The organism is Arthrobacter sp. UYCu512 (assembly GCF_040547075.1).
In the GTDB taxonomy this organism is placed as follows: domain Bacteria; phylum Actinomycetota; class Actinomycetes; order Actinomycetales; family Micrococcaceae; genus Arthrobacter.
In genome coordinates, this window is sequence record NZ_JBEPPA010000001.1 from 205,080 (window position 1) to 220,858 (window position 15,779).

Consider the following 15,779-nt stretch of genomic DNA (forward strand, 5'->3'; position numbering starts at 1 on the left):
CATTCCGGGCCAAGGCCAAGGCCGGGCCCTAGCCAAGGACGGAGTCGAAGGCTGTTCCCGGCAGGGGCGCCTGCGGCGGCAGCGGCCGGTGGGGGCGTTCCGAACGGATCGCGTCCTCGACGAGGGCGGCCGCACGGCGCCAGGCATCCGAACCCGCCTCCATGGTGTCCACCACGCCAATCAGCATGGCCAGCAGCCGGATCAGGTCGGTCATCGAAATGTCGCTGCGCAGCGTACCCTGGCCCTGTCCGCGGCCCAGGAGCACGGCGACGGACTCAATCAAGTCCCCCGTAATGCCGGTCAGCAGCCCGCGCCGGCCAGCGACGGCACCAAGCAGGTTGGCTTCTTCGCTAGCGACGCCCATCAGCGCGTCAATAACACGGAAGAGGCCGTCGGCGGCGTCGGGACCGGCCAGGGCCTCCTCGATGACCGGGTCCACCAGCAAACCGAGCTGGCGGTGCAGTGCGGCGAGGACCAGTTCTTCCTTGTCGGCGAAGTTCCGGAAGAGCGTCGCCGGGCCGACTCCTGCGGTCACGGCGATGGTCTGCAGCGGGACTTCCGGGCCGTGCTCACGGAAGCACAGGCGGGCGGCCGTGATGATCTTGTCCACGTTCCGCGCGGCATCAGCGCGGAGCGGTTTGCGGTCTGCTGCCCGGTTCATTTGCTTAGGGTAGCAACGCGCACCCGGGGCGGGGAGGTTACTCCCGGGTAGGCGGGAATGTGACGGTATGCGCGGCAGCGGTAGCGGCCGGGGGGCGGGTTCCGGGGCCCGGTCCGGGTTCCGGTCCGGGCCCCTGACGCCCCCGCCCGCCAGCCATGCCGCGGGGCGGCGGCGTACGTGAAAGACTGGGCCCATGTTGCTTGCATTCTCCGTCGCACCCTCCGGCCGTCCCGCGCGAACGGCCGATGGCCCGGAAGCCGGTTCCCGGGCCATCGCTTCGGACGAGGCATCGGTGCACGACGCCGTCGCCGAAGCGGTCCGGATCGTGCGGGAGTCGGGCCTGCCGAACCACACGGACTCGATGTTCACCACAATCGAGGGCGAGTGGGATGAAGTCTTCGACGTCGTCAAGCGCGCTACCGAGGCTGTCGGCCGCTACGGCAGCAGGGTCTCGCTGGTCATCAAAGCGGACATTCGCCCGGGCTTTACGGGCGAACTGACCGGAAAGCTCGACCGGTTGGAAGAAGCCATCGGGGGCGCCTCAAGCCCGGCAGCCGGCTAGGAACAGGCCCCGTCGGGCCTACCGCCGGGGCGGGGCAGCTGAAAGACTGGGGCAATGTTCGAGCATCAGCCCACCGCCCGCTGGTCCGCCGTCGAAGACTTCCTGTCCGCCGTTGTGGTCCGGGCGGACAACTCCCTCAAACGCGCCCTCACCACGGCGCTTGAGGCGGGGATGCCGCCCATCGAGGTGGCCCCCAACGCCGGGAAACTGCTCAAACTCCTCGTTCAGCTCTCCGGCGCCCGGCGCGTGCTGGAAATCGGGACGCTGGCGGGGTTCAGTACCATCTGGATGGCACAGGGACTGCCCGACGGCGGGCGGCTGCTCAGCTGTGAATACCTGCCCGAACATGCCCGCGTGGCCCGCGCCAATGTGGACGCCGCCGGCCTGGGCCACCTGGTGGAGATCCGGACCGGGCTCGCGCTTGCGACGCTGCGAGGTCTCGCCGACGAGGACGTTGAGCCCTTTGATTTCGTTTTCATCGACGCGGACAAGGAAAACAACCCGCACTACCTCGACTGGGCCATCCGCCTCGGCAGGCCCGGCACGGCCATCGTGATGGACAACATGGTGTGGGAGGGTGCCGTGCTGGACCCCGCCCTGGACCCCGTCACTGCCCGGGGGATCATCAGCGCCCTGGACATGCTGGGCCAGGATCCGAGGCTGGACGGCACCGTGATCCAGACGGTGGGCACCAAAGGCTGGGACGGCTTCGCCCTCGCGCGGGTGTTGTAGCAGCGGGGGGCCTCCCGCCGGCGCCGGAACTGACGCCGGAATCCGAAAAGTGCTAAGTGTGCTTAGATTTACTGAGCGAGTCGCCCTATGCCGAACAGTTGTCCGGCCGGCAGGCGCGGACGACAAAGCACCAGACACCATTCGAAGGAGAACAGGCCCGAATGAACCGGAAGCCACCCTCCCAGCAGCCCCTGGCCGTGCGGATAAGCTCCGGGCCGGAGCGCCTGGCCGGCCTCGGCCCCCTGCTGGCGGAAGCCCGGTCCGCCGTCGGCGACGTCCCGGCCCTGCTGGAGCTGGCCAAATCCGCAGCCGAAACCGCACCGAACCCCGGCGAGGGAGGGACGGCGTTCCTCTGGGAAATGTTGGCTTCCGTCACGGCCGTCGACGTTGCGGCTGGACGGGCCATTGAACCGCATCTGGACGCGGCGGCAATCCTCGCCCAGTCCGCCGCCCTGGCCGCAGGCAGCCAAGCGGCCCGCCACGCGGCGCTGCCGGACCGGAACGGCCCGGACGCCGGCGCCTGGGGTGTGTTTGCCGCCGAAGCGGCAGGCCTGCGGCTCGAGGCCAAAGCCACTGACGGCAGTTTCCTGCTGCACGGCGCCAAACCATGGTGCTCGCTGGCTGCCCAGCTGGACCACGCCGTCGTGACCGCCCACCTGGACGACGGCGGCAGGGCGGCTTTCGCAGTGGACCTCCATGCCCAGGGCGTCAGCTTCGAAGACCCGCGGTGGAGCAGCCTGGGGCTCCGGGAAATCCCCAGCGGCACAGTGCGCTTCGACGCCGTTCCGGCCGTGCCACTGGGCGCCGCCGGCTGGTATTACCGCCGGCCCGGCTTCGCTTGGGGCGGCATGGGCGTTGCGGCCTGCTGGCTGGGCGGCGCCGTCGCGGTGGCCCGCGGGTTCAAGGAGGCTTTGGTTGCGGCGTCCGACGGCGGCCGCAAACCGGACCAGCTCGCGCTCGCCCACCTCGGCGAGATTGACCGTACCCTGACGGCCCTGACCGGTTACCTGGCCCGGACGGCGGAGGCAATTGATGCCGGGGAACTCTCGGGCAGCGGCGCCTGGAGCGAGGCCCTGCGCGTCCGCGGACAGGTGGCCACCGCCGTCGAACACATCCAGGCCCTTGTCAGCCAGAATCTCGGGCCCGCCCCGCTCGCGTTCGATCCCGTCTATGGGAAGCGTATGGCTGACCTCTCGCTGTACATCCGCCAGCACCACACCATGCGCGACGACGCGCAACTCGGTGCCCGCACGCTCAAAGGGGACCACCCATGGTGAGCTTCACCCATCAGGACGCCGGGACCAGCGAGGCCGCCTGGGCGGCCAGCGGGCTGGTTGCCCGGCCGGAGCTGCTGCTTGAGCCGGGGGAGGGTGCCGGCCGGGTGGTTATTGTCCTGGCCGCGCATCCGGACGACGAATCCCTTGGTGCCGGCGGTCTGATGGCTCGGCTCGAACGGCTCGGCGCACGCGTCACTGTCCTGTTGTGCACGGCCGGGGAGTCCTCCCACCCGGACTCTCCCAGCACGACGCCGGAACAGCTCGCCGGCGTGCGGCTCAAAGAATTCGGCGGCGCTCTCGAGCGCCTGCTGCCGGAACCGGAGTGGCGGTTCCTCGGGCTGCCGGACGGCAGGCTCGCCGACCACCGGGAAGAGCTGCGCGCGGCACTCAAGCGTGCGATCGCCGAGGCAACTGCCGACTCGGGGCTGCCTCCGGCCGGCATTACGCTCGTGGCCCCGTACCGGCACGACGGCCACACAGACCACGAAGAACTGGGCGCCGCCGCGGCCGAGGCCGCCAATGCCGGCGGCCACGGGCTGCTGGAATACCCCATCTGGTACTGGCTCTGGGCGGACGCCACGGACCCCGCATGGCAGTCGTGGCTGCGCCTGCCGCTGGATCCCGCGGAACAACGGGCCAAGGCAGCGGCGATGGCTGCCCACTCGTCGCAGGTCCAGGCACTCTCCGGTCAGCCAGGGGACGAAGCGCTGCTTTCGCCGGCCTTCCTGGGCCACTTCGAACGGCCCTTTGAGACGTTCGCCTGGCAGCGGCCCACTGGAGCCACCGGCGCCTACGCCGCCGCCGACGCCGAAGGCGTTTTTGATGCTGTCCACACCGAAACCGACGACCCTTGGGAGTACACCACCAGCTGGTACGAACAGCGAAAACGCTCGCTTACCCTCGCCGCCCTGCCCGGCGAGGTATATGCCGCAGGGCTGGAAGTCGGCTGCTCGATCGGAACGCTCAGCGCGGAACTCGCACAACGCTGCACCACGTTCCTGGCTGTCGACGCGAGCAGCGCCGCGTTGGCCCACGCCGCCCGGCGCCTCGACCACCTGCCCGCGGCCCGGACCCGCCGGCTTACTGTCCCGCAGGAGTGGCCGGACGGCCGGTTCGACCTGATTGTGGTCTCCGAGGTGGGCTACTACCTCGCAGCCGGTGAGCTGGCCGGGCTGTTCGCACGGGTCGAGGCCGCGCTCCTGCCCGGCGGCTCCCTGGTCCTGTGCCACTGGCGTCATCCGATCTCCGGCTGGGAGCTCGACGGCGACGCAGTGCACGCCGCAGCACGCCGCCAACTCGGCTGGAGCGACGCCGGACTGTATCGCGAACGTGACTTCATCCTGGAGGTCCTGACCGCTCCGCTGGAAACCGCCGTCGTTCCGGGCCCGGAGGGTTAGGCGGAATGGTTGCCCATGCGCTGCCGCTGCCCCGCGGATGCGGCATCGACCGGATCGCTGTGGTGATTCCTGCCCACAACGAGGACCAGCACCTCGACGATGCCCTGTTGGCGGTGCAGTGCGCCGCTGACGCGCTGCACCGGATCCGGCCCGACGTGGAAGTTGGCGTGACAGTTGTGCTGGACGGCTGCACCGACGGGTCTGCCGTCATCACGGCACGCTACACTGCCGCGGACGGGCGTTTTAGTGCCCTCGAAGTGGACTTCCACAGCGCCGGAGCCAGCCGGGCGGCCGGGGCCCGGGCCGCCGGCATCGGCTCACCCCGGCGGCGGCCGCCCGGCAAGCGGTGGACCCCGCCGCCGTGGGCGGGCCGGACGTGGCTGGCCAACACTGATGCCGACTCGCGGGTTCCGGAACATTGGCTGGTCCGCCAGCTGGAGTTCGCCGAGGCCGGAGCCGACGCCGTATTGGGTTCGGTGGAACCGGACCCCGCAGGGATGGACCCGGAGCTGCTGCGGCGCTGGCTGCAACGCCACCCCTTCGAGGAGGACCACCCGCACATCTACGGCGCCAACTTCGGTGTCAGGGCCTCTGCCTACCTGGCCGCCGGAGGATTCCCGAAACTCGTCTCGCACGAGGACCGGACCCTGGTGCAAAGCCTTCGGAGCCGCGCTTTCACCGTGACTGCCACCGACAGTATGCGAGTGCTAACCTCAGGCCGGATCCAGGCGAGGGCGCCGCACGGTTTTGCCGCATATCTGCGGACGCTGGGCAGGCATCAGCTACCTGCGGACGACTGACGGGGACCTAGGGCGCTTCGGGGTTATTGGGACCTTCGCCCGCAACCTTGTAACTTGATTTCGGGACCAAGGTGGGTAGGGTCGTCACATGCCACGAGCGGGCGCATGGCCGTCGGGCAAATAACGTTCAGGACCGCACCGAAGGAAATTGATGAGACAACGACCCTCACCAGCGGGGCTTGTAGCCGGGGTCTTTTTCCTGGTCTGGGCCGCAATATTTCTTGCCTGGACGCCGGTTGAGACCCTGCGCCTGGTCACTGGCATCATCTTCGTGCCGATCGGCGTCGCCGTGATCGCGAAGTACTTCATCGGGCGCCGCCCTCGAACCTCCAGCGTTCTACGGCATCAGCCGATGACGACTAAGACCAGAGTGCTCCGCAACCTAGCCGTCTACGCTGCCGGCTTCCTGCCATTTGCGTTGCTCTGGCGCTCCATTGGCGTCGTTCCATCCGTTCTGATGGGTGCCGCGGCCGTGGCGGTGGTCGCCGCGATATTTCGCAGGCACGAAGCGAAGTCCCGCCAATCCTGATAGAAGAATCGGGTTTACGTGCAGGCGGCAGATCGTGCCACCTCGGTCACAAGCGCACGCCCGATGCCGCGTTTCCTGAAGCCAAAGGCAGTCGGGACGCGGAGGAATCGCGACCAGTGCGCTGTGATTGGGATTGCCGACAGGCTGAGGCCTCACATATTTGAGATGCCTGAACGCGGCGCAGCCGCTATGGATCCTGTAGCTGCCCAGCTGGCGAGTAGTCGCAGCCGCTCAGCGCTGGGCGAGCCGGGCTCGGCGGTATAGATCATAAGGACGCAGCCCGGGTCGGCAGTAATAATGAGTTCTTCGTAGGCGAGAGTGAGTTCGCCGACGGCGGGGTGGTTGAACCGTTTTGTGCCGGTCCCGTGGGTCCGGACGTCATGTGCGCCCCAGAGGTGCCGGAATGCATCGCTGCGCGTGGACAGCTCACCAACGAGGTCTTGGAGCCCTTTGTCATTGGGATCACGGCCGGCTTCGGTACGCATGATCGCCACACACATCTGAGCGAAGAGCTCCCAGTCCGGATAAAAATCGCGGGATGCGGGGTCGAGGAACTGGAAGCGGGCCAGGTTCGGAGTGCGACCGCCGTCGCCGATGAGTGGCGAATAGAAGGCCCGGCCAAGCTCGTTCGTGGCCAGGAGGTCCTGGTGTTGGTCGCGGACAAAAGCAACGCCGGCGGTGATCGTGCTGAGCACCCAGTGGAGGCTGGGCCGACTTAGGGTGTTCTTCGTGGATCGACGGCGGGGACGCCCGGAGAGTGGAATGCCGTCGGCCGCACGGGCAAGGTCGAAGAGGTGGGTCCGCTCCGTGTCGTCGAGGAAAAGGGCGCGGGCTATGGCGTCAAGCACGGTTGAGGAGGCTCCTCCAATAGCACCACGTTCGAGCTTGGCGTAGTACTCGACGCTGACATCTGCGAGTGTCGCAACTTCCGTGCGGCGAAGCCCGGCAACGCGTCTGTTCGGCCCGGCGGGAAGGCCAGCCTGTTCGGGGGTGACCTTCGCGCGGCGCGACATCAGGAACTCGCGTACCTCGGCTTTGTTGTCCATGCCACGAGAATACGTCCCTGCGAACTTCGTTGGGGTGCCCTGCTGGTACACCCCTTGATAGAGACTCCTCCCCAGGATGGTTGGCGTATTGACTGGGTAAGGACTTAACGGCGGCACCGCCCGGGCGAGGTTCTCGACGCCGACCTCTCCCGCTGGAAGACGCCGCCTCATATTCAAGGAAGGACGTTATGACGGTTATAGGAATCGTCGACGCCGGCACAGGGCTCAGGGCAGCCATCACGCGCCGCTTCGGAGCCGAAAGCTTCGGTATCGCCCTGATCTCCCGCAACCAGAGCAAGCTCGCTCTGCTCGCTGAGGAACTCAACGCGGAGGGCTTCACCGGCCGGGGCTACGCCGCCAGTGTCCGGGACCCGGAAGCCCGAACCGCCGCGCTGGAGCAGGCCGCACACGACCTCGACCCGATCGAAGTCCCGGACCACAGTCCGTCGCCACGGTCCACCAAGTTCCGGATGGTATGCGCACTTTGGGACGGCGAAAGGTCCCGTTCGTCAACTGCGGTATCGCCGCCCGGCCGAACCCGTCGGTTGCCGGGACGTCCGTGGCTTTCGCCGGCGAAGCCGCGCCAGCGACTGTTCTCAACGAGATCCTCGGCGCCGAAGACATTCACGTCGGACAGCTAATCACCCACGGCGCGATCGAACCCGGACACCCGCAGAACGATCCCGGCGCCCCCGCGCAGCGGCTGCGCGAGCACCACACCCACCGCGGCACGTACGCCGAACCGTTCCCGACCAGCAAGTGACCCGCGCAACCCAGTTGCGGGCAAGGAGACTAATGAACACCACCACCTTTCCGATGCCGGCACCGGTATCTGCTGAGCAGGCAAAACGGTTGCCGCTCGCCACTCTGGCCGCTCTGGCCGTCATCGGCTTCGTCCTCGTCGCGATGGAGACCATGCCGGCCGGTCTGCTGCCCGTTATCGCCACCGGGATGGGGACCAGCGAAGGCACCGTCGGGCTGTTCGTCAGCGCCTACGCCCTCGGCACGGTCATCATCACGATCCCCGCCATCACCCTTACCCGGGGCATGCGCCGCAAGCCGCTGCTAATGGCGGCGATCCTCGGCCTCATCCTGGCCAACACCATCACCGCCCTCTCGAACGACGTGACCCTGTCACTGGTATCGCGTTTCGTCGCCGGCGCGTTCTCGGGAATCATCTGGGGAATGCTGGCCGCCTACGGCCGGAAGATCAGCCCGCCCTCCCGTGCGGGCCTGTCGCTGGCGATCGTCTCCGTCGGGGCGCCGGTCGGATTCGCTCTCGGCACACCCCTGGGGTCCTGGCTCGGAACGATATTCGACTGGCGGTGGGCCTTCGCCGGACTCACCGCGGTCGCCGTAGTAGCCGGTATGTTCATCGCGGCGATTGCGCCTGATGCCGAAGGGCAGCCCGGCACCTCCCGGCTTCCCTTGGCCCGGGTGTTCCGCATCCCCGGCATCGCCGTGATCTTGGCCGTCATCTTCACCTGGATGCTGGCACACAACACCATCTACACCTACATCGCCCTGTACCTGCGGGCCACCAGCAGCAGCCTCACGGTCGACGTCGAACTCTTCATTTTCGGGGTCGCCTCGATCGCGGGCATCATCATCACCGGTGCCCTCCTGGACCGCCACCCCCGCCCGCTGCTGCACGGAAGCGTCGCCCTGTTCATCGCGGCTGCGGTGGTGCTGCTGGTCGGCCACACATCGGCCCCGGCGATCATCGCCGCGACCGTGCTGTGGGGGATCACGTTCGGCGGGGCGGCCGCCCAACTCCAAGCCGCCCTCACCACCACCGGAGGCGCGGACTCCGACGTCGCCAACTCGTTCCTGCCGGTAGCGTTCAACCTCGCCATCTTCACCGCCGGCATCCTCGGCGCCGCCCTGCTGACGAACTTCAGCGGCCTGGTACTTACGGTCGTGATGATCGTCGCCGGCCTGGCCGCGCTTATGCTCACCATCTACGGGCGCCGCACCGCTTTCCCCGCCCGCCTCTAACAAACATCGGCCGGCCTGGTTCTCCCCGCATCTCCGGAAAGGATCATCCATGAACACTCGCAACCGTTATTCGCCGGGAAGTGCCTTGAAGCCAGTCGTCGTGGCCGATTACTGCCCCGACCGCAGCGTCGACCACCACACCGAAGTAAGGAAAACCATGAACATCGAACCCTCTGTGCCCACCTCGAAAAACCCGGCAGCCCAGTTCGCCGGCGACGTTTGGCTCGACCCAATTGCGCTGCCCCACGAGCCGGACCAAACGATGGTCATCGCCACCGTCCGCTTCGCCCCCGGAGCCCGCACCGCGTGGCACTCCCACAAGCACGGCCAGTACCTTCGGATCACCCAGGGCGTCGCACGCTTCGGCGGCCGCGACGGCACGATCATTGAAGTCCACCCCGGCCAGACGCTTTACACCCCGCCCGGCGAAGAGCACTGGCACGCCGCCGCCCCCGGCTGCTTCATGGAACACATCGCCATGCTCCAGAACGGCGAAGACCCCACCACCACGACAACCTGGGGCGAGCACATCACCGACGACGAATACAACGGCAACTAGGTAGACCGCAACGGTTCGGGCCGCTGCCGCTCCCAGCTGCGCCCGTTATCCGGACCAACTTCGAATGGGCATTTCGATGTCTCTGAAAACAATTGTTTTCCAAGACAGCGGCAGCGGCATCATCTGCCGCCCTCGCCGTCTTCGTATCGGGTGCCCATGGGCCCGTCGGTCTTGTCGCACGGATCGCTTCGATCCTCCCGTTGCGCGTCTTGGGTTGGCCTCCGGCGGTCCCTGATAACGCGGCGCGGGCGGCCGCTTACGCGTCCAGCGGGTCGGATTTTCCTTTCGCCCGACGTGCTGAGCGATCAGGTCGATTGACCTCCACCACTGTCACGCCAATTTCTTTCAGGTACCGGGTGAGTCCAGCACCATAGGTGCCAGTGCCTTCTACCCCGACGCACTCTAGCCGGCCATGTCGAGTCAACCAGGCACCCAGTGCCTGGTAGCCGGCAGGTGTGGTGGGGAATTCCCGGTCCCCGAGCTGACGACCGATATGATCCAGGACGGCTGCGTGGTGGGTGTGTCCGTGGGTGTCGATTCCGCCGATGATGATGTCGGTAGCAGGGCTCTTGCGGGTCATGGCCGTACCTCTTCTCGATCGCGTTCAACGTCAGCTGTTGAGTTGGCACACGGTGTTCGAGTGGGACGGACAAGCCAGTGATGGGCGCTTTGAACGCATGCTCCTATGAGGTCACGCCACCGAGCCGTTCGTATGCAGCGGCATCACCCACCAGGTCGACCAATCGGTCGAAGGACAACAACATCGCGTCAGGCTTACGGTGAGTCAGACCCCGTAGGTGATGCCACCTATATCCTCACTGGCTTACGGGCGCGATGTGCCCACGCTGCCACCGCACACTGGACTGCGGCACCCGACGTCTCGCTGTGCGCTCGGTAAGCTAGGTAGAGGACGGATTGGGGAACATTGTGGACGAACATGTGTTGGATCGACGGCGGACCGCCCGAGATTTCTGGCTTCGCATAACGATTCCCGCCGTGCTTTTCGCCGGGCTGCTCGTCCTTCTCTTCACCTCCGTGCCACTTGATGCGCTTTCGCCTGCACTGTTGGTCGCCGGGGCTGCGCTCTTGATCGGCGGCGCCGTCGGATTCTTGACCGGCATTCGCGGCCCGCACTGGCCGATCTACGCTCTGATCTTCACCGGATTGGCTGTACTTCTCCTGTTGCCCCATCCCTGGCAGGGGCTCGCCTTCGTGCCCGTCCCGACATCGGCGGCCGGGTACGCGATGGGCAAAGAAATCGCGTTCTTCCGTCTTGACCGTCGGCAACCGGTTTCGCCGGCCACAAACTGACATCGACTCACCATTTGCTTCACCGCGTCATTTGGTGCGCGTTCGACCGTGGCCTACCGGGTGCTCCTGCGCTCGATAGGGGATCCTTTACCGTGCACTCATTAGGCCGGACTTTCGTCGGGATGGACGCTAGCCAACGAGCTGCTAAAGCGGGCCGGGAATGAACATCAACGTATTGATCAACGCGAACGTGGCGATGCCGTAACCGATGGCCAGGGCAACAATGGCCAGACCACGGCCGCGTTCTCCCTAACCCAATCTGGCTGAGGGCCATGTGTCCGGACCCCACCGCAAAGACAGCAACAACTGCGGTGCCAAAGATCCAGACGCCGGAGGCGGCGATTACGGCGAAGATGATGGCTGCGACGGACAGCCGGTTCAGTCGATTAGTCGATTAGTCGATTTTTTGGCCGGCACTATTGGCGTACTCATATCGGTTCCCCAAACCTCGTTGTTCAAGCGAGTCTAGTTGGCCCCTCCAATACCTTAAGCGGATCCGTAAAGCCCGGGTGTCCCGGTAAGGGATGGCGGGCTCAACCAAGCGCCAAATAGCGCCGTGAAAAAGCCGCCATCTATCGCCGAAAGTCACAGGCCAGGCGCTCGGAACTCATATGGCGTTGCTTCGATCAACAGAACCCCGCGTGCCCTATGCGCCACGGTCAAAACGGCCGATTTTCGAGGCTGTTCCCGGCAGGCCGGCAGAACCGGGTGGGAACGGCAAGGCTACGGGAGGTAGCTGAGCTGTGGGTTGTTCAGAGGAGCCACTGCGATACAGATCAGCAGGACCGCAGCGAGCCATAGCATCCAGCCGCGGTCGAACCAGGCCCCCGAAGCCAATCTGACCCCGTTGAAGACCAGGATGGGCAGGGCTACAAGCTGGGCGAGGGTGATAGTCATTTCAAACTGCCGCCACACCGACGTAGAGGCGCAGGAGGCCGACCGGTATTCGCCATCGCAAGCAATTCCGGACCAGCCCTGCGCTCCGGCGATCGATAGGAGGGTGCCAGCGTAGGCGCCCCAACCGAGGACGAGGATCGCTGCCACGGCCGCCCCCGCGAGGACACTCCTCCTGCGGCTGCCCGGTATCCAACTGGAAATTCGCTCGCGTGTTGTTTCCCCCATAGTTCCACCCTAGATGCATCGGAAGCAGGTGCGGCGTCGGTCTCACTGCGCCCATGCGCCAAAACAGTCGCCCGGTCAAAACGACCGTTTCCGCTACAAACAATCAGGCGCGTTCAAAAGTGTCACTATTCGGAGTCGTCTGCACAAAGCACCCGTGAAAGTACGGGGTTGTGCAGACGACTCTGAACATTTAGTTGCTCGAACCGGCCTGCGCAACCCGGCGTTTTGCACCGAAGATGTCTGCACGGAACGGTTGCGGCTATTGCGTTAAGGCCTTCGCTCGGGGCCCCGACGAAATTTCACGCTAAGCGGTCCCGTGGGGTCGCCTGCGCGTTTGATGGCGCCGTAGACGGTGGAACGCGCTACCGCGAAGAGTTCGGCCAGTTCCACGGTCGTGTGGGTCCCCGCCCGGTGTACGCAGACCAGGTGCGCTTCCTGTTTTTCTGAGAGCATGGGCTGCTTCCCCCGCAGGCGGCTCTTCGCCTTGGCGACGGCCATTCCCTCACGGGTTTGTGCGCGGATCAGATCGGCTTCGAATTCGGCGACCATGGCCAGGACGTTAAAGAGGAGCAACTCCTCCGGGCGTGCGTGTTGAGCCAGATCAGGGCCACCGCTACTGTCCAGCGTCGCAGGCGTGGACGGGATGGCTGGACAACAAGCCTAAGCGTGCATGCCGGAGATATTTGCGACGGCGGGGTCGACACCACGCATTACCTGGCGGACGGATGCCCGCCAAGCAGTGAAACCGCTTGGTCGAGAAGTGTTCCCGTAGGACGTTCCCCACGGGAATTTAGTGGGTCGTGCAGACGAGTGTGGACATTCCGTGCAGACGACTTCGGAAGTTGACATTTTGTGGCTCGCAACCACCTGACCGAACTGCCGCTGCCATGAGCCGGTGCGGCCGTTTTCGGTGACTGCGGGAATCGCGCGCGGCAGTCCCTCGTCCACACCCGCCGTGACCTTTGGCCCTAACGTGGGCCGGGCGTGGAGGCGCACCCTCAAACCATGAGCTACCTGATCCGGGTTGGTCCGCAATGTTGCGCCTAAGCGGCTCCGGGGAGCCGTGACGCCGGGGGCCACTTCCGGACGGAGCGGCGTCGGCGGCCAGAGCGCCGGAGCCGTGCCGGGCGTCGCGGGACTGAGTTCGGCGGAGGCCGCCCGGAGGCTGGAACACTTCGGGGCGAACAAGCTCCCGGAGGCCGGCACGGTACCCGGCTGGCGCAGGCTGCTGGCCGAACTCACGCATTTCTTCGCTGTGCTGCTGTGGTGCGCCTCCGTGCTGGCCTACCTGGCCGGGATGCCGCAGTTGGCCATCGCGATCGTCGTTGTGATCCTGGTGAACGGAGTGTTCGCCTACATCCAGCAGGAGCGCGCTCAGCATGCCGCAGCGAAGCTGCGCGAACTGCTCCCGGCGATGGTCTCGGTCCGGCGGGATAACCGCATCATCAAGGTCCACACCACCGAGCTGGTGCCCGACGACGCCGTCGTACTGGTTGCCGGCGACCGGGTCCCGGCGGATCTCCGGCTGGCGCTGGCGGCAGGCTGTTCCGTGGACGAATCGATGCTCACAGGTGAAAGCGAGGCGCTCGCCAAGATCCCCGGCGACACCGTGTTTGGCGGGACCTTTTTGGTTAACGGCCAGGCTGAAGGTGTGGTCGCGAGCACCGGCGGGAAGACCCGGCTCGCCGAAATCGCGGCCCTGACCGGAAAGGTCGAGGCGCCGCCCAGCCCCCTGGCCCGGGAACTGCAACGGATCGTCCGCATCACGGCCGCGATGGCACTGGGCATCGGCGTACTGTTTTTTGTCCTCTCCCTTTTGGTGGGAATCTCCTGGCGGGACGCCTTCCTGTTTGCCATCGGGGTCGCCGTGGCACTTGTGCCCGAGGGCCTGCTGCCGACGGTCACGCTGTCCTTGGCGGTGGGGGCGCAGCGGATGGCGCGGCGCAACGCACTCGTCCGGAACCTCGAAGCGGTGGAGACCCTCGGCTCCACCACCTTTATCTGCACGGACAAGACCGGGACCCTGACCCAGAACCGGATGAACGCCGTCGAGGTCTGGACCCCTGCCGGATTGGTCAGCATCATCGGCGCAGGGTACGGCCCGGAGGCCGAGGTCACCGGAACGGGAACCGGGGAGGCAGGGCACCTCAGCACCGCGGCGCTGGCCGCGTCCGTGGGCCGTGCGGTGCTCCACGAGGGACAGTGGATCGTCGAGGGCGATCCGATGGAGGCCGCCATCGATGCGCTGGCGGCCCGGCTGGCAGGAACCGGACAGCGCCCCGCTGAGCCCGCGGTGTCGCACCGCTTCGCCTTCGATCCCCGGCGGCTGCGGGAATCCGCAATCGCCGGGACCACCCTTTACGTCAAGGGCGCCCCGGAGTCCGTGATTCCGCTGTGTGGCGGGGCGGGCGGGGACGGTGCCGACGGCGCCGACCGCGCCGTGCAAATGGTCGACCAGATGGCCTCGCACGGGCTCCGGGTACTGGCCGTCGCCGAGCGGAGCCTGCCTGGCTTGCCCGGCGCCGATTTCAAGCTTGAGGACGTTGAACGCGGACTGACGCTGCTGGGGCTGATCGGCCTGCACGACCCACCCCGCGCCGAGGTCCGGGTGGCGCTCGAGGCGGCACGCGGGGCCGGAATCAAAGTGGCCATGGTTACCGGAGACCATGCCTTCACGGCCGCCGCCATCGCCCGGGAGACCGGGCTGATCGGAACCCCGGAGCTTGTGCTGGAGGGACACCGCCTGCCCGAGGACGACGCCGTCCTGACCGCGCTGCTGGACCGCGACGGGGTGGTGGTCAGCCGGGTTACCCCGGAACAGAAACTCCGGGTCGCCCGCCTGCTGCAACGCCGCGGCCATGTCGTGGCAATGACCGGCGACGGCGTCAACGACGGCCCGGCGCTCCGGCAGGCGGATATCGGTGTGGCGATGGGGCGCAGCGGCACGGACGTGGCCCGGGAGGCGGCGGACCTGGTGCTGCTCGATGACGACTTCGCCACCATTATCGCCGCAGTGGAGCAGGGACGCGCCACCTACGCGAACATCCGGCGCTTCCTGACCTACCACCTGACGGACAACGTCGCCGAACTTACTCCCTTTGTCATTTGGGCGCTCTCCGGCGGGCGGTTTCCGCTGGCGCTGAGCGTGCTGCAGGTCCTGGCCCTCGACATCGGCACCGACCTGCTGCCCGCGCTGGCGCTGGGCAGCGAGGCCCCGAGCAAGGGAACACTGAAACGGCCCCCGGAGCGGCGGCACCTGATGGACCGGGGGCTGATGATCCGCGTGTTCGGAGTGCTGGGGCCGGTCGAGGCGCTTTTCGAAATGACGGCGTACACCGCTGTCCTGTTCGGTGCGGGCTGGACCCCCGGGGCGGCACTGCCCGCGGCGGATGTGCTGATGGCCGCCTCCGGCGCCGCGTTCACCACGGTGGTCCTGGCCCAGCTCGCCAACGCCTTCGCCTGCCGCAGCGCCAGCGTGCCGCCGTGGCGGCTGGGCTGGTTCAGCAACCGGCTGCTGATCTGGGCGGTGCTGGCGGAGCTGGGACTGCTGGCGGTCTTCCTGTTCCTCGGGCCGCTGGCAACGCTGCTGGGCCACGCCCCGCCCTCGCCCGGCGGCCTGGCCGTGGCCCTTGCCGCCATCCCGGCCGTGCTGCTTGCGGACTGGCTCTACAAAACGGTCCGTCACCGCAGGGTCGCTCGGGCCGCCGCGGCATTCAAGGTCCAAAGCCTCTGACATCGGATGGTCCGCCGCCACAGGATGGCTCCAGGGGCGCCGGACGCCAGCG

At 66.8% G+C, this 15,779-nt stretch carries 16 protein-coding genes and 1 pseudogene; 11 read left to right on the forward strand and 6 right to left on the reverse strand.

Translation table 11 applies throughout. The annotated features are described in order from the left end of the window. Window positions 1-28: 28 nt before the first annotated feature. Window positions 29-661 (reverse strand): TetR/AcrR family transcriptional regulator, encoded by a 633-nt coding sequence (locus ABIB49_RS00970; RefSeq protein ID WP_226774680.1) that lies wholly within the window; start codon window positions 659-661, stop codon window positions 29-31. 193 nt (window positions 662-854) lie between these two features. On the opposite strand from ABIB49_RS00970, the gene ABIB49_RS00975 reads away from it, so the two are divergent. The 6 genes from ABIB49_RS00975 to ABIB49_RS01000 all read left to right on the forward strand — a co-directional run bounded on the left by ABIB49_RS00975 (window position 855) and on the right by ABIB49_RS01000 (window position 5,958). Beyond that, window positions 855-1,223, forward strand: coding sequence for a thiamine-binding protein (locus tag ABIB49_RS00975; protein ID WP_226774679.1), 369 nt, complete (start codon window positions 855-857; stop codon window positions 1,221-1,223). Window positions 1,224-1,277: 54 nt separating this feature from the next. Continuing rightward, a complete protein-coding gene (locus tag ABIB49_RS00980) occupies window positions 1,278-1,955 on the forward strand; it encodes an O-methyltransferase (protein ID WP_226774678.1) in 678 nt (225 codons plus the stop codon). A 161-nt stretch (window positions 1,956-2,116) separates the two neighbouring features. Then, complete coding sequence (locus ABIB49_RS00985) at window positions 2,117-3,232, forward strand: acyl-CoA dehydrogenase family protein (RefSeq protein WP_226774677.1); 1,116 nt, start codon at window positions 2,117-2,119, stop codon at window positions 3,230-3,232. Further along, window positions 3,226-4,629, forward strand: coding sequence for a PIG-L family deacetylase (locus ABIB49_RS00990; RefSeq protein ID WP_354156571.1), 1,404 nt, complete (start codon window positions 3,226-3,228; stop codon window positions 4,627-4,629). The genes ABIB49_RS00985 and ABIB49_RS00990 overlap by 7 nt, the downstream gene beginning before the upstream one ends. A gap of 5 nt (window positions 4,630-4,634) precedes the next feature. Further along, entirely contained in the window at window positions 4,635-5,429 is a 795-nt protein-coding gene (locus ABIB49_RS00995; RefSeq protein WP_354156572.1) for a glycosyltransferase family 2 protein, read from the forward strand. Window positions 5,430-5,580: 151 nt separating this feature from the next. Then, window positions 5,581-5,958, forward strand: coding sequence for a hypothetical protein (locus ABIB49_RS01000; protein WP_354156573.1), 378 nt, complete (start codon window positions 5,581-5,583; stop codon window positions 5,956-5,958). A gap of 152 nt (window positions 5,959-6,110) precedes the next feature. Here the strand turns inward: ABIB49_RS01000 and ABIB49_RS01005 are convergent, their stop codons facing one another. Both ABIB49_RS01005 and ABIB49_RS01010 read right to left on the reverse strand, forming a co-directional pair. Further along, entirely contained in the window at window positions 6,111-7,004 is an 894-nt protein-coding gene (locus ABIB49_RS01005; RefSeq protein WP_354156574.1) for a helix-turn-helix transcriptional regulator, read from the reverse strand. Window positions 7,005-7,177: 173 nt separating this feature from the next. Then, a complete protein-coding gene (locus ABIB49_RS01010) occupies window positions 7,178-7,444 on the reverse strand; it encodes a hypothetical protein (RefSeq protein ID WP_354156575.1) in 267 nt (88 codons plus the stop codon). Between the two features lie 35 nt (window positions 7,445-7,479). Between ABIB49_RS01010 and ABIB49_RS01015 the strand changes: the two genes are divergently transcribed. From ABIB49_RS01015 to ABIB49_RS01030, 3 genes are all read left to right on the forward strand, one after another. After that, a complete protein-coding gene (locus tag ABIB49_RS01015) occupies window positions 7,480-7,767 on the forward strand; it encodes a hypothetical protein (protein WP_354156576.1) in 288 nt (95 codons plus the stop codon). Window positions 7,768-7,799: 32 nt separating this feature from the next. Beyond that, window positions 7,800-9,002, forward strand: coding sequence for an MFS transporter (locus ABIB49_RS01020; RefSeq protein ID WP_354156577.1), 1,203 nt, complete (start codon window positions 7,800-7,802; stop codon window positions 9,000-9,002). A 157-nt stretch (window positions 9,003-9,159) separates the two neighbouring features. Further along, window positions 9,160-9,561, forward strand: a complete 402-nt coding sequence (locus ABIB49_RS01030; RefSeq protein WP_354156645.1) for a (R)-mandelonitrile lyase — start codon at window positions 9,160-9,162, stop codon at window positions 9,559-9,561. A gap of 256 nt (window positions 9,562-9,817) precedes the next feature. Here the strand turns inward: ABIB49_RS01030 and ABIB49_RS01035 are convergent, their stop codons facing one another. After that, entirely contained in the window at window positions 9,818-10,141 is a 324-nt protein-coding gene (locus tag ABIB49_RS01035) for an IS110 family transposase (protein ID WP_354156578.1), read from the reverse strand. Between the two features lie 335 nt (window positions 10,142-10,476). Between ABIB49_RS01035 and ABIB49_RS01040 the strand changes: the two genes are divergently transcribed. Continuing rightward, window positions 10,477-10,872 (forward strand): hypothetical protein, encoded by a 396-nt coding sequence (locus ABIB49_RS01040; RefSeq protein ID WP_354156579.1) that lies wholly within the window; start codon window positions 10,477-10,479, stop codon window positions 10,870-10,872. Window positions 10,873-11,595: 723 nt separating this feature from the next. Here the strand turns inward: ABIB49_RS01040 and ABIB49_RS01045 are convergent. Next, on the reverse strand, window positions 11,596-11,769 hold the full coding sequence (locus ABIB49_RS01045; protein WP_354156580.1) for a hypothetical protein: 174 nt from the start codon (window positions 11,767-11,769) through the stop codon (window positions 11,596-11,598). A 492-nt stretch (window positions 11,770-12,261) separates the two neighbouring features. Beyond that, window positions 12,262-12,576 (reverse strand): annotated as a pseudogene (locus tag ABIB49_RS01050) (recombinase family protein); the annotation flags it as partial. A 538-nt stretch (window positions 12,577-13,114) separates the two neighbouring features. Here ABIB49_RS01050 and ABIB49_RS01055 point away from each other — a divergent pair. Next, window positions 13,115-15,727: a cation-translocating P-type ATPase gene (locus ABIB49_RS01055; RefSeq protein WP_354156647.1), complete on the forward strand. Its 2,613-nt coding sequence runs from the start codon at window positions 13,115-13,117 to the stop codon at window positions 15,725-15,727. Window positions 15,728-15,779: the final 52 nt, after the last annotated feature.